Source organism: Pseudomonas helleri (assembly GCF_001043025.1).
GTDB lineage: Bacteria > Pseudomonadota > Gammaproteobacteria > Pseudomonadales > Pseudomonadaceae > Aquipseudomonas > Aquipseudomonas helleri.
The window spans coordinates 146715-166982 of sequence record NZ_JYLD01000011.1; the positions used below are offsets into that span (position 1 = coordinate 146715).

20 protein-coding genes are annotated in these 20268 nt (G+C 58.2%); 10 read left to right on the forward strand and 10 right to left on the reverse strand.

The window, feature by feature from the left end:
• Nucleotides 1-50: 50 nt before the first annotated feature.
• Nucleotides 51-2234: a patatin-like phospholipase family protein gene (locus TU84_RS18365; protein ID WP_048371503.1), complete on the forward strand. Its 2184-nt coding sequence runs from the start codon at nt 51-53 to the stop codon at nt 2232-2234.
• Nucleotides 2235-2327: 93 nt separating this feature from the next.
• Here TU84_RS18365 and TU84_RS18370 read toward each other — a convergent pair whose 3' ends face one another.
• Entirely contained in the window at nt 2328-2762 is a 435-nt protein-coding gene (locus TU84_RS18370; protein ID WP_048371505.1) for a MarR family transcriptional regulator, read from the reverse strand.
• A 116-nt stretch (nt 2763-2878) separates the two neighbouring features.
• Nucleotides 2879-5008, reverse strand: a complete 2130-nt coding sequence (gene recQ, locus TU84_RS18375) for a DNA helicase RecQ (RefSeq protein WP_048371507.1) — start codon at nt 5006-5008, stop codon at nt 2879-2881.
• A 273-nt stretch (nt 5009-5281) separates the two neighbouring features.
• On the opposite strand from recQ, the gene TU84_RS18380 reads away from it, so the two are divergent.
• Both TU84_RS18380 and TU84_RS18385 read left to right on the forward strand, forming a co-directional pair.
• Nucleotides 5282-5869 carry a UPF0149 family protein gene (locus TU84_RS18380; protein ID WP_048371508.1) on the forward strand — a complete coding sequence of 196 codons (588 nt, stop codon included), beginning with the start codon at nt 5282-5284 and terminating at the stop codon, nt 5867-5869.
• Between the two features lie 4 nt (nt 5870-5873).
• Nucleotides 5874-6272 (forward strand): YbaN family protein, encoded by a 399-nt coding sequence (locus TU84_RS18385; protein ID WP_082148754.1) that lies wholly within the window; start codon nt 5874-5876, stop codon nt 6270-6272.
• A 30-nt stretch (nt 6273-6302) separates the two neighbouring features.
• Here TU84_RS18385 and TU84_RS18390 read toward each other — a convergent pair whose 3' ends face one another.
• Both TU84_RS18390 and TU84_RS18395 read right to left on the reverse strand, forming a co-directional pair.
• Entirely contained in the window at nt 6303-6908 is a 606-nt protein-coding gene (locus TU84_RS18390; RefSeq protein WP_048371509.1) for a tRNA-uridine aminocarboxypropyltransferase, read from the reverse strand.
• A gap of 16 nt (nt 6909-6924) precedes the next feature.
• Nucleotides 6925-7818 carry a LysR family transcriptional regulator gene (locus tag TU84_RS18395; protein WP_048371511.1) on the reverse strand — a complete coding sequence of 298 codons (894 nt, stop codon included), beginning with the start codon at nt 7816-7818 and terminating at the stop codon, nt 6925-6927.
• Nucleotides 7819-8057: 239 nt separating this feature from the next.
• On the opposite strand from TU84_RS18395, the gene speB reads away from it, so the two are divergent.
• The 3 genes from speB (at nt 8058) to TU84_RS18405 (ending at nt 10888) form a co-directional block, all read left to right on the forward strand.
• Nucleotides 8058-9008, forward strand: a complete 951-nt coding sequence (gene speB / locus TU84_RS18400) for an agmatinase (RefSeq protein ID WP_048371512.1) — start codon at nt 8058-8060, stop codon at nt 9006-9008.
• A gap of 280 nt (nt 9009-9288) precedes the next feature.
• Entirely contained in the window at nt 9289-9483 is a 195-nt protein-coding gene (locus TU84_RS26110; RefSeq protein ID WP_153336274.1) for a hypothetical protein, read from the forward strand.
• Between the two features lie 25 nt (nt 9484-9508).
• Complete coding sequence (locus TU84_RS18405; RefSeq protein ID WP_048371515.1) at nt 9509-10888, forward strand: sodium:solute symporter family protein; 1380 nt, start codon at nt 9509-9511, stop codon at nt 10886-10888.
• A gap of 79 nt (nt 10889-10967) precedes the next feature.
• On the opposite strand, the gene TU84_RS26635 is transcribed toward TU84_RS18405, so the two are convergent.
• Nucleotides 10968-11093: a PA1414 family protein gene (locus TU84_RS26635; protein ID WP_256677203.1), complete on the reverse strand. Its 126-nt coding sequence runs from the start codon at nt 11091-11093 to the stop codon at nt 10968-10970.
• Between the two features lie 125 nt (nt 11094-11218).
• Nucleotides 11219-12121: a putrescine utilization regulator PtrR gene (ptrR, locus tag TU84_RS18410; RefSeq protein WP_048371517.1), complete on the reverse strand. Its 903-nt coding sequence runs from the start codon at nt 12119-12121 to the stop codon at nt 11219-11221.
• Between the two features lie 103 nt (nt 12122-12224).
• On the opposite strand from ptrR, the gene TU84_RS18415 reads away from it, so the two are divergent.
• A complete protein-coding gene (locus TU84_RS18415; RefSeq protein ID WP_048371520.1) occupies nt 12225-13406 on the forward strand; it encodes an MFS transporter in 1182 nt (393 codons plus the stop codon).
• Here TU84_RS18415 and TU84_RS18420 read toward each other — a convergent pair.
• Together TU84_RS18420 and TU84_RS18425 are read right to left on the reverse strand one after the other, a co-directional pair.
• Nucleotides 13354-14283, reverse strand: a complete 930-nt coding sequence (locus TU84_RS18420) for a DMT family transporter (RefSeq protein WP_048371522.1) — start codon at nt 14281-14283, stop codon at nt 13354-13356. The two genes, TU84_RS18415 and TU84_RS18420, sit on opposite strands and share 53 nt — an antisense overlap.
• Before the next feature lie 39 nt (nt 14284-14322).
• Entirely contained in the window at nt 14323-15159 is an 837-nt protein-coding gene (locus TU84_RS18425; protein ID WP_048371524.1) for a CvfB family protein, read from the reverse strand.
• A gap of 347 nt (nt 15160-15506) precedes the next feature.
• Between TU84_RS18425 and TU84_RS18430 the strand changes: the two genes are divergently transcribed.
• Nucleotides 15507-15686, forward strand: coding sequence for a hypothetical protein (locus tag TU84_RS18430; RefSeq protein WP_048371526.1), 180 nt, complete (start codon nt 15507-15509; stop codon nt 15684-15686).
• Between the two features lie 181 nt (nt 15687-15867).
• The gene (locus TU84_RS18435; RefSeq protein WP_048371529.1) at nt 15868-16590 is read left to right on the forward strand and encodes a TorF family putative porin; all 723 of its coding nucleotides are present in this window, start codon (nt 15868-15870) and stop codon (nt 16588-16590) included.
• 242 nt (nt 16591-16832) lie between these two features.
• Here the strand turns inward: TU84_RS18435 and TU84_RS18440 are convergent, their stop codons facing one another.
• Complete coding sequence (locus TU84_RS18440) at nt 16833-18179, reverse strand: DEAD/DEAH box helicase (RefSeq protein WP_048371531.1); 1347 nt, start codon at nt 18177-18179, stop codon at nt 16833-16835.
• 191 nt (nt 18180-18370) lie between these two features.
• Here TU84_RS18440 and TU84_RS18445 point away from each other — a divergent pair, with 191 nt between their 5' ends.
• Nucleotides 18371-19654 (forward strand): mechanosensitive ion channel family protein, encoded by a 1284-nt coding sequence (locus TU84_RS18445; protein WP_048371533.1) that lies wholly within the window; start codon nt 18371-18373, stop codon nt 19652-19654.
• A gap of 50 nt (nt 19655-19704) precedes the next feature.
• On the opposite strand, the gene TU84_RS18450 is transcribed toward TU84_RS18445, so the two are convergent.
• Nucleotides 19705-20268, reverse strand: a complete 564-nt coding sequence (locus TU84_RS18450; protein ID WP_048371535.1) for an RBBP9/YdeN family alpha/beta hydrolase — start codon at nt 20266-20268, stop codon at nt 19705-19707.

The following is a 20268-nucleotide window of genomic DNA, read 5'->3' on the forward strand; positions in this document are numbered from 1 at the left end:
TAAAGGCGCCGCTATAATAGCCGCCTTTGTCGCTTGCCCAGAGATTCATGATGCGCCGTCTGCTGATTTTCCTGCTTCTGTGTTTAAGCCCATTGGCCCTGTTGGCGGCTGAAAAGCCCCAGCCCAAAATCGGTTTAGTGCTGTCCGGCGGGGCCGCCCGTGGCCTGGCACACGTCGGCGTACTCAAAGCGCTGGGAGAGCAAGGCATTCATATTGATGCCATCGCGGGCACCAGCATGGGCGCAGTGATTGGCGGACTGTATGCCTCGGGCTACAAAATTGATGAGCTGGAAAAGCTCGCTTTGAGTATCGACTGGCAAGAAGCGCTGTCAGACAGCCCCGCCCGCGAGGACATCCCGTTCCGGCGCAAGCAGGATGACCGGGATTTTCTGGTCAGACAAAAGCTCAGCTTCCGTGACGATGGCAGCCTGGGCCTGCCATTGGGCGTCATTCAGGGGCAAAACCTGGCATTGCTGCTGGAAAGCCTGCTGGCGCACAGCAGTGACGTGCGCGACTTCGACAAACTGCCCATCCCGTTCCGTGCCGTGGCCACCGACATCGTCAGTGGCGAGAAAGTGGTGTTCCGCAAAGGCCACCTGCCCCAGGTGATTCGCGCCAGCATGTCGATCCCGGCGGTGTTTGCGCCCGTGGAAATCAACGGCCAGTTGCTGGTCGACGGCGGCATGGTCGACAACATCCCGGTGGACGTGGCCCGCGAGATGGGCGTCGACCTGGTGATTGTGGTCGATATCGGTACGCCGCTGCGGGGGCGCAAGGAGCTCAACACGGTCTTCGACATTCTTAACCAGTCCATTACCTTGATGACCCGCAGTAACTCTGAGGTTCAACTGGCCACGCTAAAACCGGACGACGTACTGATCAAACCGTCGCTCGCGAGCATTGGCGCGACGGACTTTGGCCGCTCAGAAGAAATCATCAATGCCGGCTATCGCGCGACGCAGATCCTTGAAAACCGTCTGGCCAGCCTGCGCCAGCCCGCCGATGCGCAACTGAGCATCGCCCGCTCAGCCGAAGAGCGGACCCCGGTGATTACCGCGATCAAAATCGAAAACGACTCGAAAATCGACGACTCAGTGATCCGCTATTACATCCGCCAACCGGTCGGTGAGCCGTTGGATCTCGCGCGTTTGCAACGAGACATGGGCACGCTTTACGGCCTGGATTACTTTGATCAGGTGCAGTACCGCGTAGTGCACAAAGGTCAGGAGCGCACCCTGGTGATCAGCGCCCGGGCCAAACGCAGCGGCACCGATTTCCTGCGCCTGGGCATCAACCTCTCTGACGACATGCACGGTGACAGCGCCTTCAACCTCGGCGCCAGCTACCGGGTCAATGGCATCAACCGCTTGGGCGCCGAGTGGCTGACGCGGGTGCAAATCGGCGATAAGCAAGAGTTGTACAGCGAGTTCTATCAACCGCTGGATGCGGGCTCGCGGTTCTTTGTGGCGCCGTATATCAACGCTCAATCGCAGAACGTCGAGGCCATTCTGGATAACGACCCGATTGCTGAATACCGTCTTGAGCGCTATGGATTTGGCTTGAACCTGGGCCGCCAGATCGGCAACAGCGGTGAAATCCGTGTAGGCGTCGGTGAGGCATGGGGCAAGGCCGATGTACGAATCGGCGAGCGTGACTTGCCGAGCACCAGCTTCACCGAAGGCTTTTATGACGTGAAGTACTCGTTCGACTCGCTGGATAACGTTTACTTCCCGCACACCGGCGAAGACATCAGCTTGAAGTTTCGCCAGTTTGACCCGGCGCTGGGCTCGGACGAGCGTTATCGCCAATGGGAATTCAACCTCGACAAGGCCCTGAGTTCGGGGCCAAACACCTGGATTCTTGGCGGGCGTTACGGGCGTACGCTGGACCAGGCCAACGTCGTGACCTCGAGCTTTTTGCTCGGCGGTGCGCGGCAGCTGTCCGGGTTCCGTGAGGATGCTATTTCGGGGCAGAACATCAGTTTGATGCGGGCTGTTTACTACCGCCGCCTGACGCCGCGCTCGTACCTGCCGCTTGATTTCCCGCTGTATGCCGGTGCGTCACTGGAACGCGGCCGCGCCTGGAACAACGACAACGAGTTCGACAGTGGCTACATCAATGCCGCGAGCATTTTTATTGGCTTTGATACACCGCTGGGCCCGCTGAATTTCAGCTACGGGATTAACGATGACAATCAGAAGGCGTTGTATTTGAACTTGGGGCAGACGTTCTAAGCTGTGCCCTTGTAGGAGCGAGCTTGCCTCGCGATCTTTTAAACGATCAAAAGATCGCGAGGCAAGCTCGCTCCTACAGATAGAGGGAGGGAATCAGTTTTTTTCGAGATTTTCCAGGATGCGCTTGTGCACGCGCATGCAGATGCGCTGCTCTTCTTCGTCAATGCCGACAAACAATTCCTGACGCAACGCGGTGGCGATGGCCTCGATCTGGGCGATCAAGGGCAATGCTGACTCACTCAGTTCGATTTTCTTGGCACGGCGGTCTTCCAGCACCGCCTGACGCTTGACCAGGCCTTGGGCTTCAAGGCTGTCGAGCAAACGCGCAAGGGTCGGACCTTCAACCCCGACACTTTGCGCCAATTCCCGCTGGGTAGGCTTGCAGTCGAATCGTGCCAGATGCAGCAGCACCAGCCAGCGGGCTTGCGACAGGCCAAGACCGGCCAGGCGTCGATCCAGCTCCGCACGCCAGCCACGAGACATTTGGGCCAACTGCATACCAAAACGGTGTTGATCGGTTAACGGCATAAAAAACTCAATGTTTAGACTGAAAAAGAGTGAAACCAATTGTTAGTCAGCTAAGCATGGAGCTTGCACATAGGCAAGACCTGTATGTCAATCAATTCGTTACATGCCAATAACCGTTACATTTCGAATTCAGATTGCAGGGCGGCGCGCACGCAATACAGCACGCCTTCCGGCACTCGACCTTTGAACTGTTCAGCGATGCTGGCCACGCTTGGCAGTTCGCCCTCACCGTCCAGAAACGCGTCCTGCACTTCTTCCATCAGTTCTTCGGGCAAGTCCAGGGCTTGCTCCAGTGACAGTTCCTGACGCCCAATGGCTTCGGCCAGCAGCGTGTAAACGTTCTTTTCAGAGCACTGCAATTGCCCGGAAATCTGCAGCGGGGTCATGCCGGCGCGTGCCAGGCTGATCAGTTCGTGGCGGATGTCCGCGACCACTTTCGGCGCCTCGGCCTGCCCGCCCAACACTTCGAGGAACGCCTCGCCGTAGCGCTCCAGTTTGCGCGCACCAATACCGCCGACCTTGGCCATGTCGGCCAGCGACGTCGGCTGGCTGCGCAACATTTCGAGCAGCGTTGAGTCAGGAAAGATGACGTAAGGCGGTACGCCGTGCTCTTCGGCCAGCTTGCGGCGCAAGGCACGTAGGGCCTCCCACTGCTCGCGCTCGTCGCCACGCACCAGTTGGCTGGCCGGGCTGGCAGAGCTGCTTTTGACCGTGGTTTGCGGCTTGAGCTCGCGACGCAGTTCGAGCGTCACTTCGCCGCGCAACAAAGGCCGGCACGTGTCGCTCAAACGCAAACCGCCGTAGCCTTCGATATCAATGTCGGCCAGACCACGGGCAACCAGTTGGCGGAACAAGGTGCGCCAATCGCCCTCGGATCGGGCTTTGCCTACGCCGAAGACCGACAGGTGCTGATGGCCCATGCTGCGGGTTTTTTCGTTTTCGCGGCCCAGCAACACGTCGATCAGGTGGCCGGTGCCATAACGCTGGCCGGTACGATAAATCGCTGACAACGCCTGACGCGCCGGTTCTGTGGCGTCCCAGGTTTGCACGCCGTCGACACAGTTATCGCAATGCCCACATGGCTGGGGCATGTCTTCGTCAAAATACGCAAGCAAGGTCTGACGACGGCAGCGGGTTTCTTCGCACAGAGCCAGCATCGCGTCGAGCTTGTGATGCTCCAGACGCTTGTGGCGCTCGTCGCCTTCGGAGTTTTGCAGCATCTGTTTGAGCATCACCACGTCTTGCAGGCCGTAAGCCATCCAGGCATCTGCCGGCAAGCCATCACGGCCAGCACGGCCGGTTTCCTGGTAGTACGCCTCAAGGGATTTGGGCAGGTCCAGGTGCGCCACGAAGCGCACGTTGGACTTGTCGATGCCCATGCCAAAGGCAATGGTCGCGACCATGATCAGCCCTTCTTCATTGAGGAAGCGCTTTTGGTTGGCGGCACGGGTTTCGTTGGGCAGACCGGCGTGGTACGGCAAGGCCGGGAAGCCCTGGTCGCACAAAAACTGCGCCACTTCGTCGACCTTTTTACGCGACAGGCAATAGACGATGCCCGCATCGCTGCGCCGCTCCGAGAGGAACGCCAGCAATTGTTTGCGCGGCTGCTCTTTGGGCACGATGCGGTAAAAAATGTTGGGGCGGTCGAAGCTCGACAAAAAACGCTCCGCGTTCTGCAAATGCAGGCGGGTGACGATTTCTTCGCGGGTACGTTTGTCGGCGGTGGCGGTCAGGGCGATGCGCGGTACATGGGGGAACATCTCGGCCAACTGGCCCAGTTGCAGGTACTCCGGACGGAAGTCATGCCCCCACTGCGACACACAGTGCGCTTCGTCGATCGCAAACAGGGCGATGTCCAGGCTCTGCAGAAAGGCCATCATGCGCGGTTGCACCAGACGCTCTGGCGCCAGGTAGAGCATTTTGACTTCGCCACGGCGGATCCGGTTGGCCAGGTCGCGCTGCTGATCGGCGCTCAATGTCGAGTTCAGGGAGGCGGCGGCGACGCCCAGTTCTTCGAGCGTGGCGACCTGATCGTCCATCAAGGCGATCAACGGCGAGACCACCACCGCCAGGCCGTCACGCAACAGCGCCGGGACCTGGAAGCACAAGGACTTGCCGCCGCCGGTGGGCATCAGCACCAAAGCGTCGCCACCACTGGCCACGCGCTCAATAATGTCACCCTGACGGCCACGGAAACTGTCGTAGCCGAAGATGTCTTTGAGTACGCGTTGAGCCTGTTCGAGCATAGAAACTCCAGAAATCGCCGAAACACCCCTGCGTCAGCGGGACCCGGCGCGGCCTCAAGCGGCGTTTAAACCCTTGGGCGCAGAGCGCTGGAGCCGCTGTCTTGACCGCAGGGCATCACAAAACGCGGCAGTATACCCGAGCACTCCACCCTACAGGGCGCTGTGATTGCAGTACCGATCACCGGGAAGTGATGGCAAATGTGCGCAACGACTGGCTTGGGCGCTCAAGAAAGCCTAGAATTCGGTATTGTTTATTTTCTAGGTAGTCCCTTAATGTCCTTCGCTGAGCAACTAACCCGCCTGCAAGCCTTCCTCGACGCTGACGAGCTGCATGACGAGGCGCTGGACTACGTAGCCACTCACGGCTACCTGACTGCCCTGTCCATCTGCGCTGAAGAAGTACCTGAGCGTGAATGGATCGACGCCATTTTCTCTGAAACCCCGAACTACAAAGACGACGCCCAGCGCGAAGAGATCGAAGGTTCCCTGGTTAAACTCAAGGACCACATCGCTCGCCAACTGGCGTCGGACGAAGAGTTCGAACTGCCGTGTGATCTGGACCTCGGCGACGAGCCGGATGAGTCCGATCTGCGCGGCTGGTGCATCGGCTTTATGGAAGGCGTGTTCTTGCGCGAAGCGGCCTGGTTCGAAACCGCCGAAGAAGAAGTCAGCGAAATGCTGCTGCCGATCATGGTCGGTTCGGGCCTGTTCGACGACCAGCCTGAATTCGCCGATATCGCTCAGGACGCCAACCTGATGGACGACATGATCGTGCAGATCCCGGAAGCCCTGACTGCCCTGTTCCTGCTGTGCCATGCCCCTGACGAAAAACCGGCCATCCTCAAGCCGCGTCACCACTGATTCAATGCCCGGCCCCTCATTCAGCAGCCGGTCGCGGCTGCTGCGTTACGTTCTGTTTGCCATTGGCTGGCTGAGCGTAGCGCTGGGGGTTCTGGGGATCTTCCTGCCGGTACTGCCCACCACTCCCTTTCTGCTCTTGGCTGCCGCCTGCTTTGCGCGCAGTTCCCCACGGTTTTACCAGTGGCTGGTCGAACACCCTCGACTGGGGCCCTGGATCCGCGACTACCTCGACGGTAACGGCATCCCGCTGAAGGCCAAGGTCTATGCCATTGGTTTGATGTGGCTGAGCATTGGCGTGTCCTGCTACTTGGTGCCATTGCCTTGGGCGCGAGGGTTTATGCTGCTCAGCGCGGTGCTGGTGAGCCTTTATATCCTGCGCCAGAAAACCCTGGAAAAACCTTAAAGATCAAAAGATCGCGAGGCGAGCTCGCTCCTACAGAGGGTGTTTTGTGACGTGGTTGCGCTGGTAGGTGTCGGCGCCCATGGCTTCGATCTGCCCTTCGATCAGCGCTTCAAACGGGCGCAGCAGCGGTGCATAGGACGCCGGAGCTTCGAGGATGTCCAGCGCCTGTGCAATGGCTTCCACGGTCGACAAAGCCCCAGGCCCCGGTGCCTTGCGCAGGCGGTATCGGGACACCGCGCCCTCGGGCAAGGTCACCCGTGGCAGCTGTGCCAGCAACGGGTTGAGGTGCAGCAGTTTGCGCGCCTTGCGCCATGTGCCATCGGGTACCACCAGCAGCAGTTTTTCAGTTGCCGCAGCATCCGCCTGTAGCGGTTGCGCACACTCCCCCGGAAACAACAACCGCGCCTGATACCCCGGCGGGTTGAGCAGCGTGTGCAAATCCTCAAACACTTCGCCCACCCGCAGTTCAGCGTTGGTCAGCCCCAAGGCCGCCAGCCGTGCAGTATTCAGCGCATGATTGACTTCACTGGGATGCTGTAACAGCAAGACGCGGGTGTGGCTGTCCAGTTGTGGGATCAAGTCGCACAGGCAGTGCGTTTGCGGGCGCAAGCAGCGAGGGCATTGAGCACGGGACATAGCGATAACGCTCTCTTCAAGGTTGATTTAGCTGCGCTTTGAGCAGGTCGCGAAAGGTTTGAATCAGCGGCTCACGACTACGACCACGGCGCACGATCATTGAAAACGGCGCCTGATAACCAAAGGTCGCCGGCAGCAACACGCGCAAGTCACCCTTCTCGACCCACGGCTCGGCGTAATGTTCGGGCAAGTAACCAATGTAGGCGCCGGAGAGCACCAGGATCAGTTGGGCTTCCATACTGTCAACGGTGGCCGCACTGTGTTTAAAGCCGTGCCGCGCCAGCTCGGCCTGGCTCCAGTAGCCGCGCCCGACCATGCGTTGCTGAGTAATCACCGGCTCGGGGATTCGCCGCTCAGCGAACAAGGGATGCCGCGTGCTGCAATACAGCCAATGCTGTTCACGGTACAGCGGCTGATAAACCAGACCGCTCATGCGCGACGAAAACGCACCGATGGCCAGATCAAGCCGGTTGTCTTGTACTCCGAGCTGCAATTCGTAAGGGCTCATGACCGACAGGTGCAAGTGCACCGCCGGGTGCTCCTGACTGTAGGCGCCAATGGCTTCGGCAAAGGGCAAGGCTTTGTCGCTGACCGTGGAGTCGATCACCCCCAGGTTCAAGGTGCCGCGCAGTTCACCCTTGAGCGCGGCGGCGTACTGCTCAAAGCCTTCCAGCTCGCCCAATAGACGCAGGGTTTCCTGGTGAAACAGCTCGCCCTTGCTGGTGAGGCTGAACCCGCCGCGCCCCCGATGGCACAGCACCAGCCCCAGATTGGCCTCCAGCTGGCTCATGTAGGTGCTGATGGCCGACGTCGACAGGTTGAGTTCCTGCTGCGCCGTGGCGAAACCCTGGTGCCGGACCACACTGGCAAAGATTCGCAATAGTTTTAGATCGGGTAAAGCGTTGGCCATGAATGACTCACTTTTCACGGTAGGAGCGAGCTTGTCTCGCGATCTTTTCACAATCAAAAGATCGCGAGACAAGCTCGCTCCTACCCGTGGCGCGCATATTTTAGGCTCGGAGTCTAACTCGAGGCCGCGCATTAGTTTAGAAAAATCTGAACTAAGTATTTGCCTGTAGGGATTCTTCCCGCCGCCCGCCTTTCGCAGAATCGACCGCCATAACCACAACAAACGACGAGGTCTTTCCCGTGGATAAAATTCTTCACCAACCACTGGGCGGCAATGAAATGCCGCGCTTCGCCGGCATTGCCACCATGATGCGCCTGCCCCATCTGCAATCCGCCGCCGGTCTGGATGCCGCCTTTGTTGGCGTGCCATTGGACATCGGTACGTCGTTGCGCGCAGGCACCCGTTTCGGCCCTCGCGAAATCCGCGCCGAATCCGTGATGATCCGCCCTTACAACATGGCCACCGGCGCTGCCCCGTTCGACTCGCTGTCGGTCGCGGATATCGGCGACGTTGCAATCAACACCTTCAACCTGCTGGACGCCGTGCGCATCATCGAAGAAGCCTACGATGACATCCTCGAGCACAACGTGATCCCGTTGACGCTGGGTGGCGACCACACTATTACCCTGCCGATCCTGCGCGCCATTCACAAAAAGCACGGCAAGGTTGGCCTGGTGCATATCGATGCTCACGCCGATGTGAACGATCACATGTTTGGCGAAAAAATTGCCCACGGCACCACGTTCCGCCGCGCTGCCGAAGAAGGCTTGCTGGACTGTGACCGTGTCGTGCAAATCGGCCTGCGCGCCCAGGGCTATACCGCTGAAGACTTTAACTGGAGCCGCAAACAGGGCTTCCGTGTGGTGCAGGCCGAAGAGTGCTGGCACAAGTCGCTGGCCCCGTTGATGGCTGAAGTTCGTGAAAAAGTCGGCGATGGCCCGGTGTACCTGAGCTTTGATATCGACGGCATCGACCCGGCCTGGGCGCCTGGCACCGGCACCCCGGAAATCGGCGGCCTGACCACCATTCAGGCGATTGAGATTATTCGCGGCTGCCAAGGCCTCGACCTGATCGGTTGCGATCTGGTAGAAGTCTCGCCGCCTTACGACACCACCGGCAATACCTCACTGCTGGGCGCGAACTTGCTGTACGAAATGCTCTGCGTCTTGCCGGGTGTCACTCATCGCTAAACCCCGTCTCCAGACGGGATAAAGGGTTCGAGGTGCCATCGCGCACCTCGAACAGCGCCTTCGCCGGCAAGCCGGCTGACAGGACAATTTTTGTGCATGACGCGGCCAGCGAGCGGCGCATGCAAGGGGAGCAATTCTTTAGCCAGGATCGCGCGCCTCCGGTCTTCAAGACCTGAGTCAGCACACAAGAACAAAAGGCCTTTGGCTGGCCTGTTACGAATGTTTGTCCGCTTTGTCGGAAAGGCTGCCGCCCCCTTAGCCAGTGTGATCGGAGATGATCATGAATAATAAAAACAGCCCCAATAATGCGGGCCACATTAATTCACCAGGAGTTGACCCGACTCCGAACAACGCACGCCGAACCGGACTCAGGGACGTATTTCGCCTGTTTTTGGGCAACGCGCGCGCCACGCAATACACCCAACGCCACACCCGAAACACCGGTGATGCCACCCATCGCCTGATCGCCTCATAAAAAAAATAATCGGAGACTCGCCATCATGGCTTTAGACCTAATAGTCGTCCTTATCTACGCTGCGGCAATGCTGGTGCTGGGTTACTACGGCATGCGCAAGGCAAAAACCCACGAAGAATACCTGGTCGCCGGACGCAACCTGGGCCCGACACTGTACATGGGCACCATGGCCGCCACGGTGCTGGGCGGTGCTTCAACTGTCGGTACTGTCCGTTTGGGTTATGTACACGGGATTTCAGGCTTCTGGCTATGTGCTGCCCTGGGTTGCGGGATCATCGCGCTCAACTTGTTTCTGGCCAAGCCGTTGCTCAAACTCAAAATCTTTACCGTGACCCAAGTGCTGGAAAAACGTTACAACCCTATGGCTCGCCAGGCGAGCGCGGTGATTATGCTAGCGTATGCCCTGATGATCGGCGTGACCTCCATTTTGGCGATCGGCACCGTGCTTGAAGTGTTGTTCGGCCTGCCGTTCTGGGTGTCGGTGGTGCTCGGCGGTGGCGTGGTGGTGGTGTACTCGACCATTGGCGGGATGTGGTCACTGACCCTGACTGACATCGTGCAGTTCGTGATCAAGACCGTGGGCCTGATGTTCGTGCTGCTGCCAATCTGCCTGTACCGTGTTGGCGGCTGGGATGAATTGGTGAGCAAACTGCCAGCCTCGAACTTCAGCTTCACCAGCATCGGCTGGGAAACCATCGTCACCTACTTCATGATTTACTTCTTCGGCATTCTGATCGGCCAGGACATTTGGCAGCGCGTGTTTACCGCCAAAACTGACAAGGTGGCCAAGTACGCCGGTACGTTCGCAGGGTTCTACTGCATCCTTTACGGCCTGACCTGCGCCCTGATCGGCATGGCGGCCCATGTGCTGATCCCGGACCTGGGTAACGTCAACAACGCGTTCGCCGCCATCGTTAAGGTTTCGCTGCCGGACGGCATTCGCGGGCTGGTGATTGCTGCCGCCCTGGCCGCCATGATGTCCACCGCCAGTGCCGGCTTGCTCGCCGCGTCCACCGTATTGACCGAAGACCTGCTGCCCAAGCTGCGCGGCGGCAAACAATCGAGCCTGAAGATCAACCGCCTGTTCACCATGCTCACAGGCCTCGTGGTGCTGGCGATTGCCTTGGTGGTAAGCGACGTTATCAGCGCCCTCACGCTGGCCTACAACCTGCTGGTTGGCGGCATGCTGGTGCCATTGATCGGGGCGATTTACTGGAAGCGCGCCACGACGGCAGGCGCCATCAGCAGCATGAGCCTGGGCTTTATCACGGCGCTGATTTTTATGATCAAGGATGGTCTGGACGCCAATACGCCGATCTACTACAGCCTGGCTGTAGGGCTTATCAGCTTTATCGTGGTCAGCTTGCTGGATCGGCGCCCGGCCACAGTGGCCAGCGCTGCCTGATACCCACTTTCTTCAGCGGGCGCGACGTCGGAGGTCGTGCCCGTTTTTTTCGATATCAGGCGCTTACGCTGCCACCGTCTTAACGGCGACGTTGCGGACGGCGACGCGGGTCTTCGACAGGGATCGGAATTGGTTGCAGCGGAGGCTCAATCAGGCCCAGTGCAACGCCGACGTCATGCAGCCAGTTTTTCAGTTTGTCTTTCATATTTCCCCCTTGGGGCCACACTTACGACCGGATTCCTTGGTCGCTTCGTACAGATAATAGTCCTAAGTCCTACAAGATGCTTGCTTAAGGTCAATGAACTTTAGGCTAATCCTCCTCTTTTCAAGTCAGGCCGATGCGCGTTGTGCCGCAATTTCTACGTCGCTTTTAACAGACGCCGTCTGCTGCAACGTTATCCACGCATTCAAGTTGGCGCCCAGCATGCCCTTTCGCCACATCAACCACGTAGTGGCAGAGGCAAAAGGTTGTTTCAAGGGATGTACGCCGACACTTTCACGGCCCGGCAAGCTGGCCAGCATCGAAGCTGGCATCAACGCCACACCCGACCCCGCCACCACGCACGCCAGCATGCCCTGATAGGACTCAATCTCCATCACGCGGCCCATTGCCGCCCGGTCGCTGGCGTACCAGGCCTCAAGGCGGGTGCGATACGAACAGCCCTGACGGAAGGCGAACACCTCACGCCCCTGCACGTCCTGGGCGCGGGTGATAGGTGGATGATCCAGATCGCTGATCATCACCAGTTGCTCTTCACAGAACTCAACGCCATCGAGCCCGGCCAACTCAAGTGGGCCATCCACCAGCGCCGCATCCAGACGCCCGGTGAGCAAACCTTCGAGCAATTCCCCGCTCGGCGCCGACTGTACGTGCAGGTTCACTGCCGGGTAGGCGCGATGGTAGCGGGCCAGCAAAGCGGGCAAATGGATCGCCGCGGTGCTGTACATCGTGCCAAGGGTGAATTTGCCGGACGGCACGCCGCCCTGTACCGCGCCCAGCGCCTCATCGCGCAGGGCGAACAGGCGCGCGGTGTAATCGAGCAGCACTTTGCCTGCCGGGGACAATTGCAAGCGCTGGCGCTCACGCATGAACAACTCGACACCCATTTGCTCTTCAAGTTGTTTGAGCCGGGTCGACAGATTGGAAGGCACGCGGTGCAGACGTTCAGCTGCACGGGTGATCGAGCCTTCTTCGGCCACGGCCTGAAAAATCCGTAATTGGATGAATTCCACACCATTCTCCAAAACTGAACAAGTCACTCACTATTATTCAATTTTATAGAAAGTCAATCACCGCTAGCCTGACGGTCATTGTCACTGCCCGGGAATCAACAGCATGTCAGCCCTGACTCGCTTACTCGCCAGCTTTATCGCCCTCATGATGGCCATGGGGATTGGCCGTTTTTCACTCACCCCGCAACTGCCGCACTTGATCAGCGAAGGCCAGATCGACTTGACCGGCGCCGGGCTGATTGCCGCCGCCAACTATTTGGGCTATTTGATCGGCGCGCTGGACGCCATTCGTGCCAGACGCCCGGAGCAAGTCCGTGGCCGACTGCACACCGGTTTATGGCTGTGCGTGGTGCTGACGCTGATTTCGTACTGGGCACAAGGCTTCTGGCCGCATATGCTGCTGCGCTTTGGCGCGGGGGTGGCAAGCGCCTGGGTGATGGTGATGATCACGGCGCTCAGCCAACAGATCGCGGTCAGCGCTAACCGGCCGCGCTTGGGTGCCCTGGTGTTTGCAGGGCCCGGCATTGGCGTGGTGCTGACCGGATTGCTCGCGCTGTTTGCCAACGTTCAAGGGCAAAACTCGTCCATGTTGTGGCTGATCTACGCGGTGGCCGCCTTGCTCATGCTGCTGGTGATCATGCCGATCCTGCCACCCGCCAACGGCCTTGCTCCGCACGTGCAGACGGCGACCACAAGCCCACGCCACCCCGGTATCACCCGTCTGGGGGCCATTTATGCGCTGTATGGCTTGGGGTACATCATTCCGGCGACGTTTTTGTCGCAAATGGCCAGCGCGCAATTTCGCGGTCAATGGCAAGCTGATTTGTTCTGGCCAGCTTTCGGCCTGTGCGCGGCCATTGGCGTGGTGCTGATCAGCTTTCACCGGCCCTCGCCGCGCACCACTCGCCTGTGGCTGATGGCCGCGCTGTGGGTGCAGGCGGCCGGTGTGCTGGCATGCTTGCTGCCCAGCAGTGCGGGCCTGGCGCTGGGGGTGATTTTATGCGGCACGCCGTTCCTGGCCTGCATGCCGCTGGTGATGCAAAGCTCACGCGACATCGCCCCCCACGCCACTCAGCGCAACGCCGCCTTGCTCACCGCCTGTTTTGCCGTCGGCCAACTGGGCGGGCCTTTGCTGGCAGCCGTCAGCAGCCATTTCAGTGGCGGATTGCACCCGGCGCTGATCATCGCGGCCAGCGGCCTGGTGCTGGCCGGGGTACTGGCCTTGCAACTGGTTAATTTTGTAGCAGTGCGCGCACCTTGCGACGCACCCACTGCTCCGCGCTGACAAAAGTGATACCTAGCAGCACCAGCACCGCGCCCACGGCGAAGTTGAAGCTTAATGGCTCATCCAGTATGAACACGCCAAAGGTCACCCCGAACAGGGGCGTCATAAACGAAAACACGGCCAGATTGGAGGCCAGGTAACGCTTGAGCAGCCAAAACCACATCAGGTAGCTGAAAAAAGACACCACCAGGCCCTGAAACAAGACGCTGCCAATGGCCAGCCCGGTGAAGCTGAAGTGGGTGATTTGCCCTGTGGCAAGGGCAATCACCAGCAGGCCGATAAAGCCCACGATCAACTGGTAAAACAGGGTCAGCGTGACCGGCGCCTCAGAGAGCCTGGAGCCGCGCACCACCACAGTGGTGACGCCCCAGGCCATGCCTGCCAGCACACCGTAGGCATCGCCAAGCAAGACGTCGGGGTCCATGTCCGCGAACGACATGCCTCCGGCAAAGGAGAATGCAATGCCCAGAAACGCGAGGAAGATCCCCAGCCACTGCAGCGGCCGCAGACGCTCACTGGGCAACAGCCAGTTCACCCCCAGCGCAGTAAAGATCGGCGCGGTATAGAGGAACACCGACATGTGCGCCGCGCTGGTCAGGTGCAGCCCCTGCGCAATAAAGAAAAACTCCAGGCCAAACAAACTGCCTGCGAGCAAGCCGCCGCGCCAGGTGTAGGGCACCTGGTCCCAGCCACCCTTCCAGCAAATCAGCAGCCCCACCAGCAGCGCCGAGATCCCCGAGCGGGCCATGGCCTGCATGACCGGGGAAATATCAGGTGCAGCCACTTTGATCAGCACCTGCTGGACACCCCAGATCAGGCACAACCCCAGCATGACTTGCAGTGCAAAAGCATCCGTTGCTCGCCGCGAACCACTCATAGCCACACCCAAAAGATAAAAACAGCGCAGGCCGCTGGTTTAAACCAGTTCGATGCGGTCCGCGTGGATCACAATCTTGCCTTCCTTGTAGAGCGCACCAATGGCCTTCTTGAAGTTGCCCTTGCTGACGCCAAACAGGTTGCTGATCTGCTCGGGTGCACTTTTATCACTGACCGGCAGTACGCCATTGTTTTCACGCAACTTGCTGAGAATCTTCGAGTTCAGGCTGCTGGATGCCTCCTGACCGACTGGCTGCAAACTCAGGCTGATCTTGCCATCGGCACGAACTTCTTTGATATAGCCTTTCTCTTGCTTGCCCGCACGCAGGAACTTGAACACTTCGTTCTTGTGGATCAAGCCCCAGTGCTTGTTGTTGATCACGGCTTTAAAGCCCATGTCCGTGGCCTCAGCCACCAGCAGATCAACTTCCTGGCCCACCTGATAGTTGGCCGGGGTTTTGTCCAGGTAGCGGTCCAGGCGGGCCGTGGCGGTGATCCGGCGCGTGTGTTTGTCCAGGTAAACGTGCACAACCACATATTCACCAGCGGTCATCTGGCGTTTTTCTTCGGAATACGGCAACAGCAAATCTTTCGGCAGGCCCCAATCAAGGAAAACACCGATGCTATTAATTTCGACGACTTTAAGACTGGCAAACTCACCGACTTGAACTTTTGGTTTTTCAGTGGTGGCAATTAACTTGTCAGCGCTGTCCAAATAAACAAATACGTTTAGCCAGTCTTCATCTTCACTGGGAATATCTTTAGGAATATAGCGATTGGGCAACAGGATTTCCCCGTCAGCTCCGCCATCCAGATACAAACCGAAGTTAGTGTGTTTAACCACTTGCAAACTGTTGTAGCGACCGATTAAAGCCATGTCCAATACCCTCATTACGTGGGCAGCATTCTACCCGAGTTTGGCCCGGCAAATTGGAGCCGCGCAGCAAGGCTTTCACATTTTTTACAAAAGGCCTGATTTATCAAGGATTTTTGCCTCGACCCCAGGACCACTCGTCAGCCCGGCGAGCCCTCAAGGCCCTGCCGAGCAGCGCAAAAACAACCCGATGATATGAATTAAAACAGCGGGTTAGCCGGCGCATAGAGTGTTGATTATGTGCAATGCCAAGGTGCTTATAATATTTCAGGAGGATATTTAACAAGCAATTGTCAAGTATTTCAGTTACTATCGCTGGCCAAGTTATTTTCTACAGGTGAATAGCCGCCATGCGTGTAAAAGCATCCGCCAGCAAAGTAAAGCCAGCTCCCGCCGTTGAAACCAGTGATTCAATCAATGCGCAAATTGCCGCATTCTTGAAGTCCGGTGGCGAGATCCAGCAAATTGACAAAGGCGTCAGCGGCCAAACTTTCGGCGCATCCAAACAGATTTCGCTGGGTAAAAAGTAATACCCCCGCTTTATAGTGGTCCTGATGCGCTTTGCCTTCCAAAGCGCTGGGACTCCTGAACCCCCTCCCCTCAAGAAATCGACGAACGGCCCCCATCTGCCAGCATACATCCGTATGCTTGAACCTCTCTAAACCAAGCCTTCGAGCCAATCACTGCATCCAGTTGTCAAGGGAGTGACCTATGCTCACACGAGCGTTACTGCTCACCGGCACATTGCTGTCCAGCGCGGCTGTCAACGCACAGGTGTTTTCACGCGAGCTGGGCGACTTCGACCTCAGAATGGGCACCCAGCCCAGCCGCAGCATGGCCCAAGGCCTGGTCAAGCCGACCAGCCCGGGTTCAACCTTCCATGGCGGCCTGGACCTCACGCACAACAGCGGCTGGTATGTCGGCCAATGGGCACCCACCATGGGCCTCAAGCCCGGCAGCAATCTGGAAGTCGATTCATACCTCGGTTACAAACACCCGTTTGACCAGACCCTGAGTTATGAACTGGGGATGATTCATTACAGCTACCCCAAAGTCAGCCCCATGGACAGCCAGCAGTTTTATGCGGGGCTGACAGTGTTGGGTACGCGCTTTGGCGCAGCGTTCAGCAATGACCCGGACCGACGCGACAGCACCGTGTTTGCCGATTTGGGCGCCAATCGCACGCTGGGAGTCGGGGTCAGCCTGAAATACACCACCCACCAACTGGGCACGCCGGTATCCATCGCCGATGGCGGCAGCGTGCGTACGTTCAATGATTGGTCAATCACCTTCTCACGGCCCTGGATGGGCGTGAACCTGAACGTGATCTACAGCGACTCCAGCCTCGATGGCGGCGATTGCTCAGCGTACTCGGGGCAAAACCCGCAATGCGATGGGTTACTGACGTTCAAGGCTGAACGTACGTTTTATTGAGAGAGGGGATTACAAAGCCGTCCCGTCTTCGACGCCGCGCTGTCGCGCATCAAACAGGCCACTATACTCGCTGACGAGGTACGAAGGCTGCGATCGGCCAGCGTGGTTTAACGGAGCCTCTTACGGCTTAGATCAAGATCAAAAGATCGCGAGCAAGCTCGCTCCTACAGGGTCTTATGAGCGAGCTTGCCTCGCGATCTTTTACTCTTAAAAGACCGAGAGGCAAACCTTATCCGTAAACCTTACTCAGCAGCCGGAGCTTCTGGCTTACGGCGCTTGAGCGGCGCCATGCCGTCCTTGCTGACCAGCGACAGGGCGTCGGTCTTTGGGCGGTTGGCGATTTTGCGTTTGGTCGGGGCCTTGGCGCCGGTCTTTTTCTTGTCGCCTTTGCCGTCAGTCTTTTTCTTCTTCACACCAACAGCTTTACCCGAAGCCTTGACCTTTTTCGGCCCGCTGTAGGTGCCTTTGACTTCTTTGATCACGCGACGCTCGAAGCTTTGCTTCAAGTAGCGCTCGATGCTGGACATAAGGTTCCAGTCACCGTGGCAAATCAGCGAGATCGCCAGACCGTCGTTGCCGGCACGGCCAGTTCGGCCAATGCGGTGAACGTATTCGTCGCCGCTACGCGGCATGTCGAAGTTGATCACCAGATCCAGACCTTCAACGTCCAGACCACGGGCGGCCACGTCGGTAGCGACCAAAATTTTCACGCCGCCCTGCTTCAGGCGATCAATGGCCAGCTTGCGGTCTTTTTGGTCTTTCTCACCGTGCAAGACAAACGCCTTGTACTCCTGAGCCACCAGACGGCCGTAAATGCGGTCGGCCATGGCGCGGGTGTTGGTGAAGACGATGGCTTTTTGATAAGTCTCGTTGGCCAGCAACCAGTTCACGATTTGTTCTTTGTGCTGGTTGTGGTCAGCGGTGATCACTTGCTGACGCGTGGTAGCGTTCAGCTGACTGACCTGGTTGAGCTGCAAGTGCTCAGGGTTGTTCAAGACTTTACCGATCATGTCACGCAGGCCCGAACCACCGGTGGTGGCCGAGAACAACATGGTTTGCTGACGGTTCGGGCATTCGTCAACCAGACGCTGCACGTCTTCGGCGAAGCCCATGTCGAGCATGCGGTCAGCTTCGTCGAGCACCAGCACTTCAACTTCGTTGAGTTGCAGGTTGCCGGCGTTCAGTTGCTCAAGCAAACGGCCTGGCGTGCCGATCAGGATGTCAGGCACTTTGCGCAACATGGCGGCCTGTACTTTGAAGTCTTCACCGCCGGTAATCAGACCGGACTTGATGAACGTGAACTGCGAAAAGCGTTCAACTTCTTTCAAGGTTTGCTGCGCCAGCTCGCGGGTCGGCAGCAAAATCAACGCTTTGATGCTGACGCGGATTTTGGCTGGGCCAATCAGGCGATTGAGAATCGGCAGAACGAAAGCAGCGGTTTTGCCACTCCCGGTTTGAGCTGTAACCCGCAGGTCACGCCCCTCGAGCGCGAGCGGGATGGCCGCTGCTTGCACAGGCGTAGGCTCGACAAATTTAAGCTCGGCCACAGCTTTAAGCAGGCGTTCGTGCAGGGCGAAATCGGAAAACACGGGTGCTACCTCGAAGAAATGCGAAAAATCAGCGGCATAGAGTAACGGTTTCGAGCGCTCAGGCCGAGTTTCTTTGCATCAACGGCGCGAAACAAATGCTTTTTTAGGGTCTTTAGTCCAAAGACAGCCCCTAAATCGTCTTGAGATGGTCTAATCCCATGGCCATTTCTTTTGGGATAACGCTTTAACTTATGGATACTCAAACACTCTGGAGCGAATTTGAACGCCTTTGGGCCAACCTGGATCACTATCCTTGGCTGTCGTCCGTTCTGGGACTGATCGTATTGGTGAGCGTCGCCCTGCTCGCCGGTCACATTGCCCGCATCATTATCTTGCGCGTCACCAAGATGCTCGCCCGCCAGCCAGCCTTGCACTGGGTCAGCGATTTGCGCGAACACAAAGTGTTCCATCGCGTGGCGCAAATGACGCCGTCACTGATGATCCAGTTTGGCCGCAATTTGGTCCCGGACCTGAGCGACAACGGTCGCCAATTCCTCGGCAACCTGGCCTTGGCCATCACCATTTTTGTGTTGACGCGGGTCATCACCGCCCTGCTCGATGCCTTGCTCGACATCTACGCACGCACCAACTACGCCAAGACCCGGCCCATCAAGGGCTATATCCAGCTGGGCAAGATGCTGCTGTATGTGTTCTCCGCGATCATCATTGTCGCCACCCTGATCGACCGCTCGCCGATGCTGTTGCTCTCGGGCCTGGGTGCCATGTCTGCGGTGATTTTGTTGGTCTACAAAGACACCCTGCTGTCTTTTGTCGCCAGCGTTCAGTTGACCAGCAACGACCTGCTGCGAGTAGGCGACTGGATCGAAATGCCGCAAGTGGGCGCCGACGGCGATGTCATGGACATCACGCTGCACACCGTCAAAGTACAGAACTTCGACAAGACCATCGTCTCCATCCCGACCTGGCGCTTGATGTCCGAGTCGTTTAAAAACTGGCGCGGCATGCAGCAATCCGGCGGTCGACGGATCAAGCGCAGTCTGTTTATTGATGCCGCAGGCGTCGGGTTTCTGACCGACGAGCAGGAGCAGCGCCTGGAGCAAGTGCGCTTGCTGAGCGACTATCTGGCGCGCAAAAAAGCCGAACTCAAGAGCTGGAACGAAGCCCAGGGCAACGTCGCGGCGATGTCAGCCAACCGTCGGCGCATGACCAACATAGGTACCTTCCGCGCCTACGCACTGGCCTACCTGCGAAGCCACGCGATGATCCAGCCCAACATGACCTGCATGGTGCGCCAGATGCAAGCCACGCCCCAAGGCGTGCCACTTGAAATCTACTGCTTCACCCGCACCACGGTGTGGGACGAATACGAGCAAATCCAGGGCGATATTTTCGACTATCTGTTATCGGTCTTGCCGGAGTTTGGCTTGAGCGTGTATCAACAGCCAAGTGGCAATGACTTGCGTCAAGGGCTGATGAACAAGATCAACCCGCCGCACGTGGCGGTTGAAGACTGAGTCACGTGTAAGTCGCCGCAGCCAGTGATGACTGCGGCGACGTGGCAGCGTTAGCTGTGTTTGAACTGCGGATCACCGCTCAGTTCGAACAACAACTTGATGCCTTCGGGCCAGTCACCCAAGCCACTCTCATGGTTGATGTGCCTGGCTTGTTGCAACCACACTAATTCACTGCCCCACGCCTCGCTGAAGGCTGTCGCGCGCTCGACGCTGACATAGGGATCATCCGTGCTGGCCACGGTTATCGAGTCAAAGGGCAGTTTCCCCAAGTGCATGGGTGCAAACCCTGACGTGCCTTGCGGATAACTCGGCGCTTCGGTGTCGCTGGGGGCTACCAGCAGCGCGCCGCGAACACGGTTTTTGGCATCTGTGGGGTACTGCTGCGACCACGCCGCAATCAGGTTGCACGCCAGACTGTGCCCCACCAACACCACCGGTCGCTGGCTGGAAGTGACTTTGTCGTGTAATCGCTGAACCCAATCAGCGCACACCGGCGTGTTCCAATCGTCTTGCTTGACCCGTTTCAGACCGCTGTAGTTCTTCTCCCAGCGCGTTTGCCAGTGATCTTCCCCCGAATTATTCAGGCCCGGCAAGATCAACACTTTGACTGTCAT

Coding starts and splice junctions, on each gene's coding strand:
- TU84_RS18385 (WP_082148754.1), top strand. CDS start 5,874: ATGCCCGGCCCCTCATTCAGCAGCCGGTCGCGGCTGCTGCGTTACGTT.
- recQ (WP_048371507.1), bottom strand. CDS start 5,008: ATGCTCGAACAGGCTCAACGCGTACTCAAAGACATCTTCGGCTACGAC.
- TU84_RS18435 (WP_048371529.1), top strand. CDS start 15,868: ATGCTCACACGAGCGTTACTGCTCACCGGCACATTGCTGTCCAGCGCG.
- TU84_RS18445 (WP_048371533.1), top strand. CDS start 18,371: ATGGATACTCAAACACTCTGGAGCGAATTTGAACGCCTTTGGGCCAAC.
- TU84_RS18395 (WP_048371511.1), bottom strand. CDS start 7,818: ATGGCCAACGCTTTACCCGATCTAAAACTATTGCGAATCTTTGCCAGT.
- TU84_RS26110 (WP_153336274.1), top strand. CDS start 9,289: ATGAATAATAAAAACAGCCCCAATAATGCGGGCCACATTAATTCACCA.
- TU84_RS18450 (WP_048371535.1), bottom strand. CDS start 20,268: ATGACAGTCAAAGTGTTGATCTTGCCGGGCCTGAATAATTCGGGGGAA.
- TU84_RS18420 (WP_048371522.1), bottom strand. CDS start 14,283: ATGAGTGGTTCGCGGCGAGCAACGGATGCTTTTGCACTGCAAGTCATG.
- TU84_RS18390 (WP_048371509.1), bottom strand. CDS start 6,908: ATGTCCCGTGCTCAATGCCCTCGCTGCTTGCGCCCGCAAACGCACTGC.
- TU84_RS18430 (WP_048371526.1), top strand. CDS start 15,507: ATGCGTGTAAAAGCATCCGCCAGCAAAGTAAAGCCAGCTCCCGCCGTT.
- TU84_RS26635 (WP_256677203.1), bottom strand. CDS start 11,093: ATGAAAGACAAACTGAAAAACTGGCTGCATGACGTCGGCGTTGCACTG.
- TU84_RS18370 (WP_048371505.1), bottom strand. CDS start 2,762: ATGCCGTTAACCGATCAACACCGTTTTGGTATGCAGTTGGCCCAAATG.
- TU84_RS18425 (WP_048371524.1), bottom strand. CDS start 15,159: ATGGCTTTAATCGGTCGCTACAACAGTTTGCAAGTGGTTAAACACACT.
- TU84_RS18380 (WP_048371508.1), top strand. CDS start 5,282: ATGTCCTTCGCTGAGCAACTAACCCGCCTGCAAGCCTTCCTCGACGCT.
- TU84_RS18405 (WP_048371515.1), top strand. CDS start 9,509: ATGGCTTTAGACCTAATAGTCGTCCTTATCTACGCTGCGGCAATGCTG.
- TU84_RS18415 (WP_048371520.1), top strand. CDS start 12,225: ATGTCAGCCCTGACTCGCTTACTCGCCAGCTTTATCGCCCTCATGATG.
- TU84_RS18365 (WP_048371503.1), top strand. CDS start 51: ATGCGCCGTCTGCTGATTTTCCTGCTTCTGTGTTTAAGCCCATTGGCC.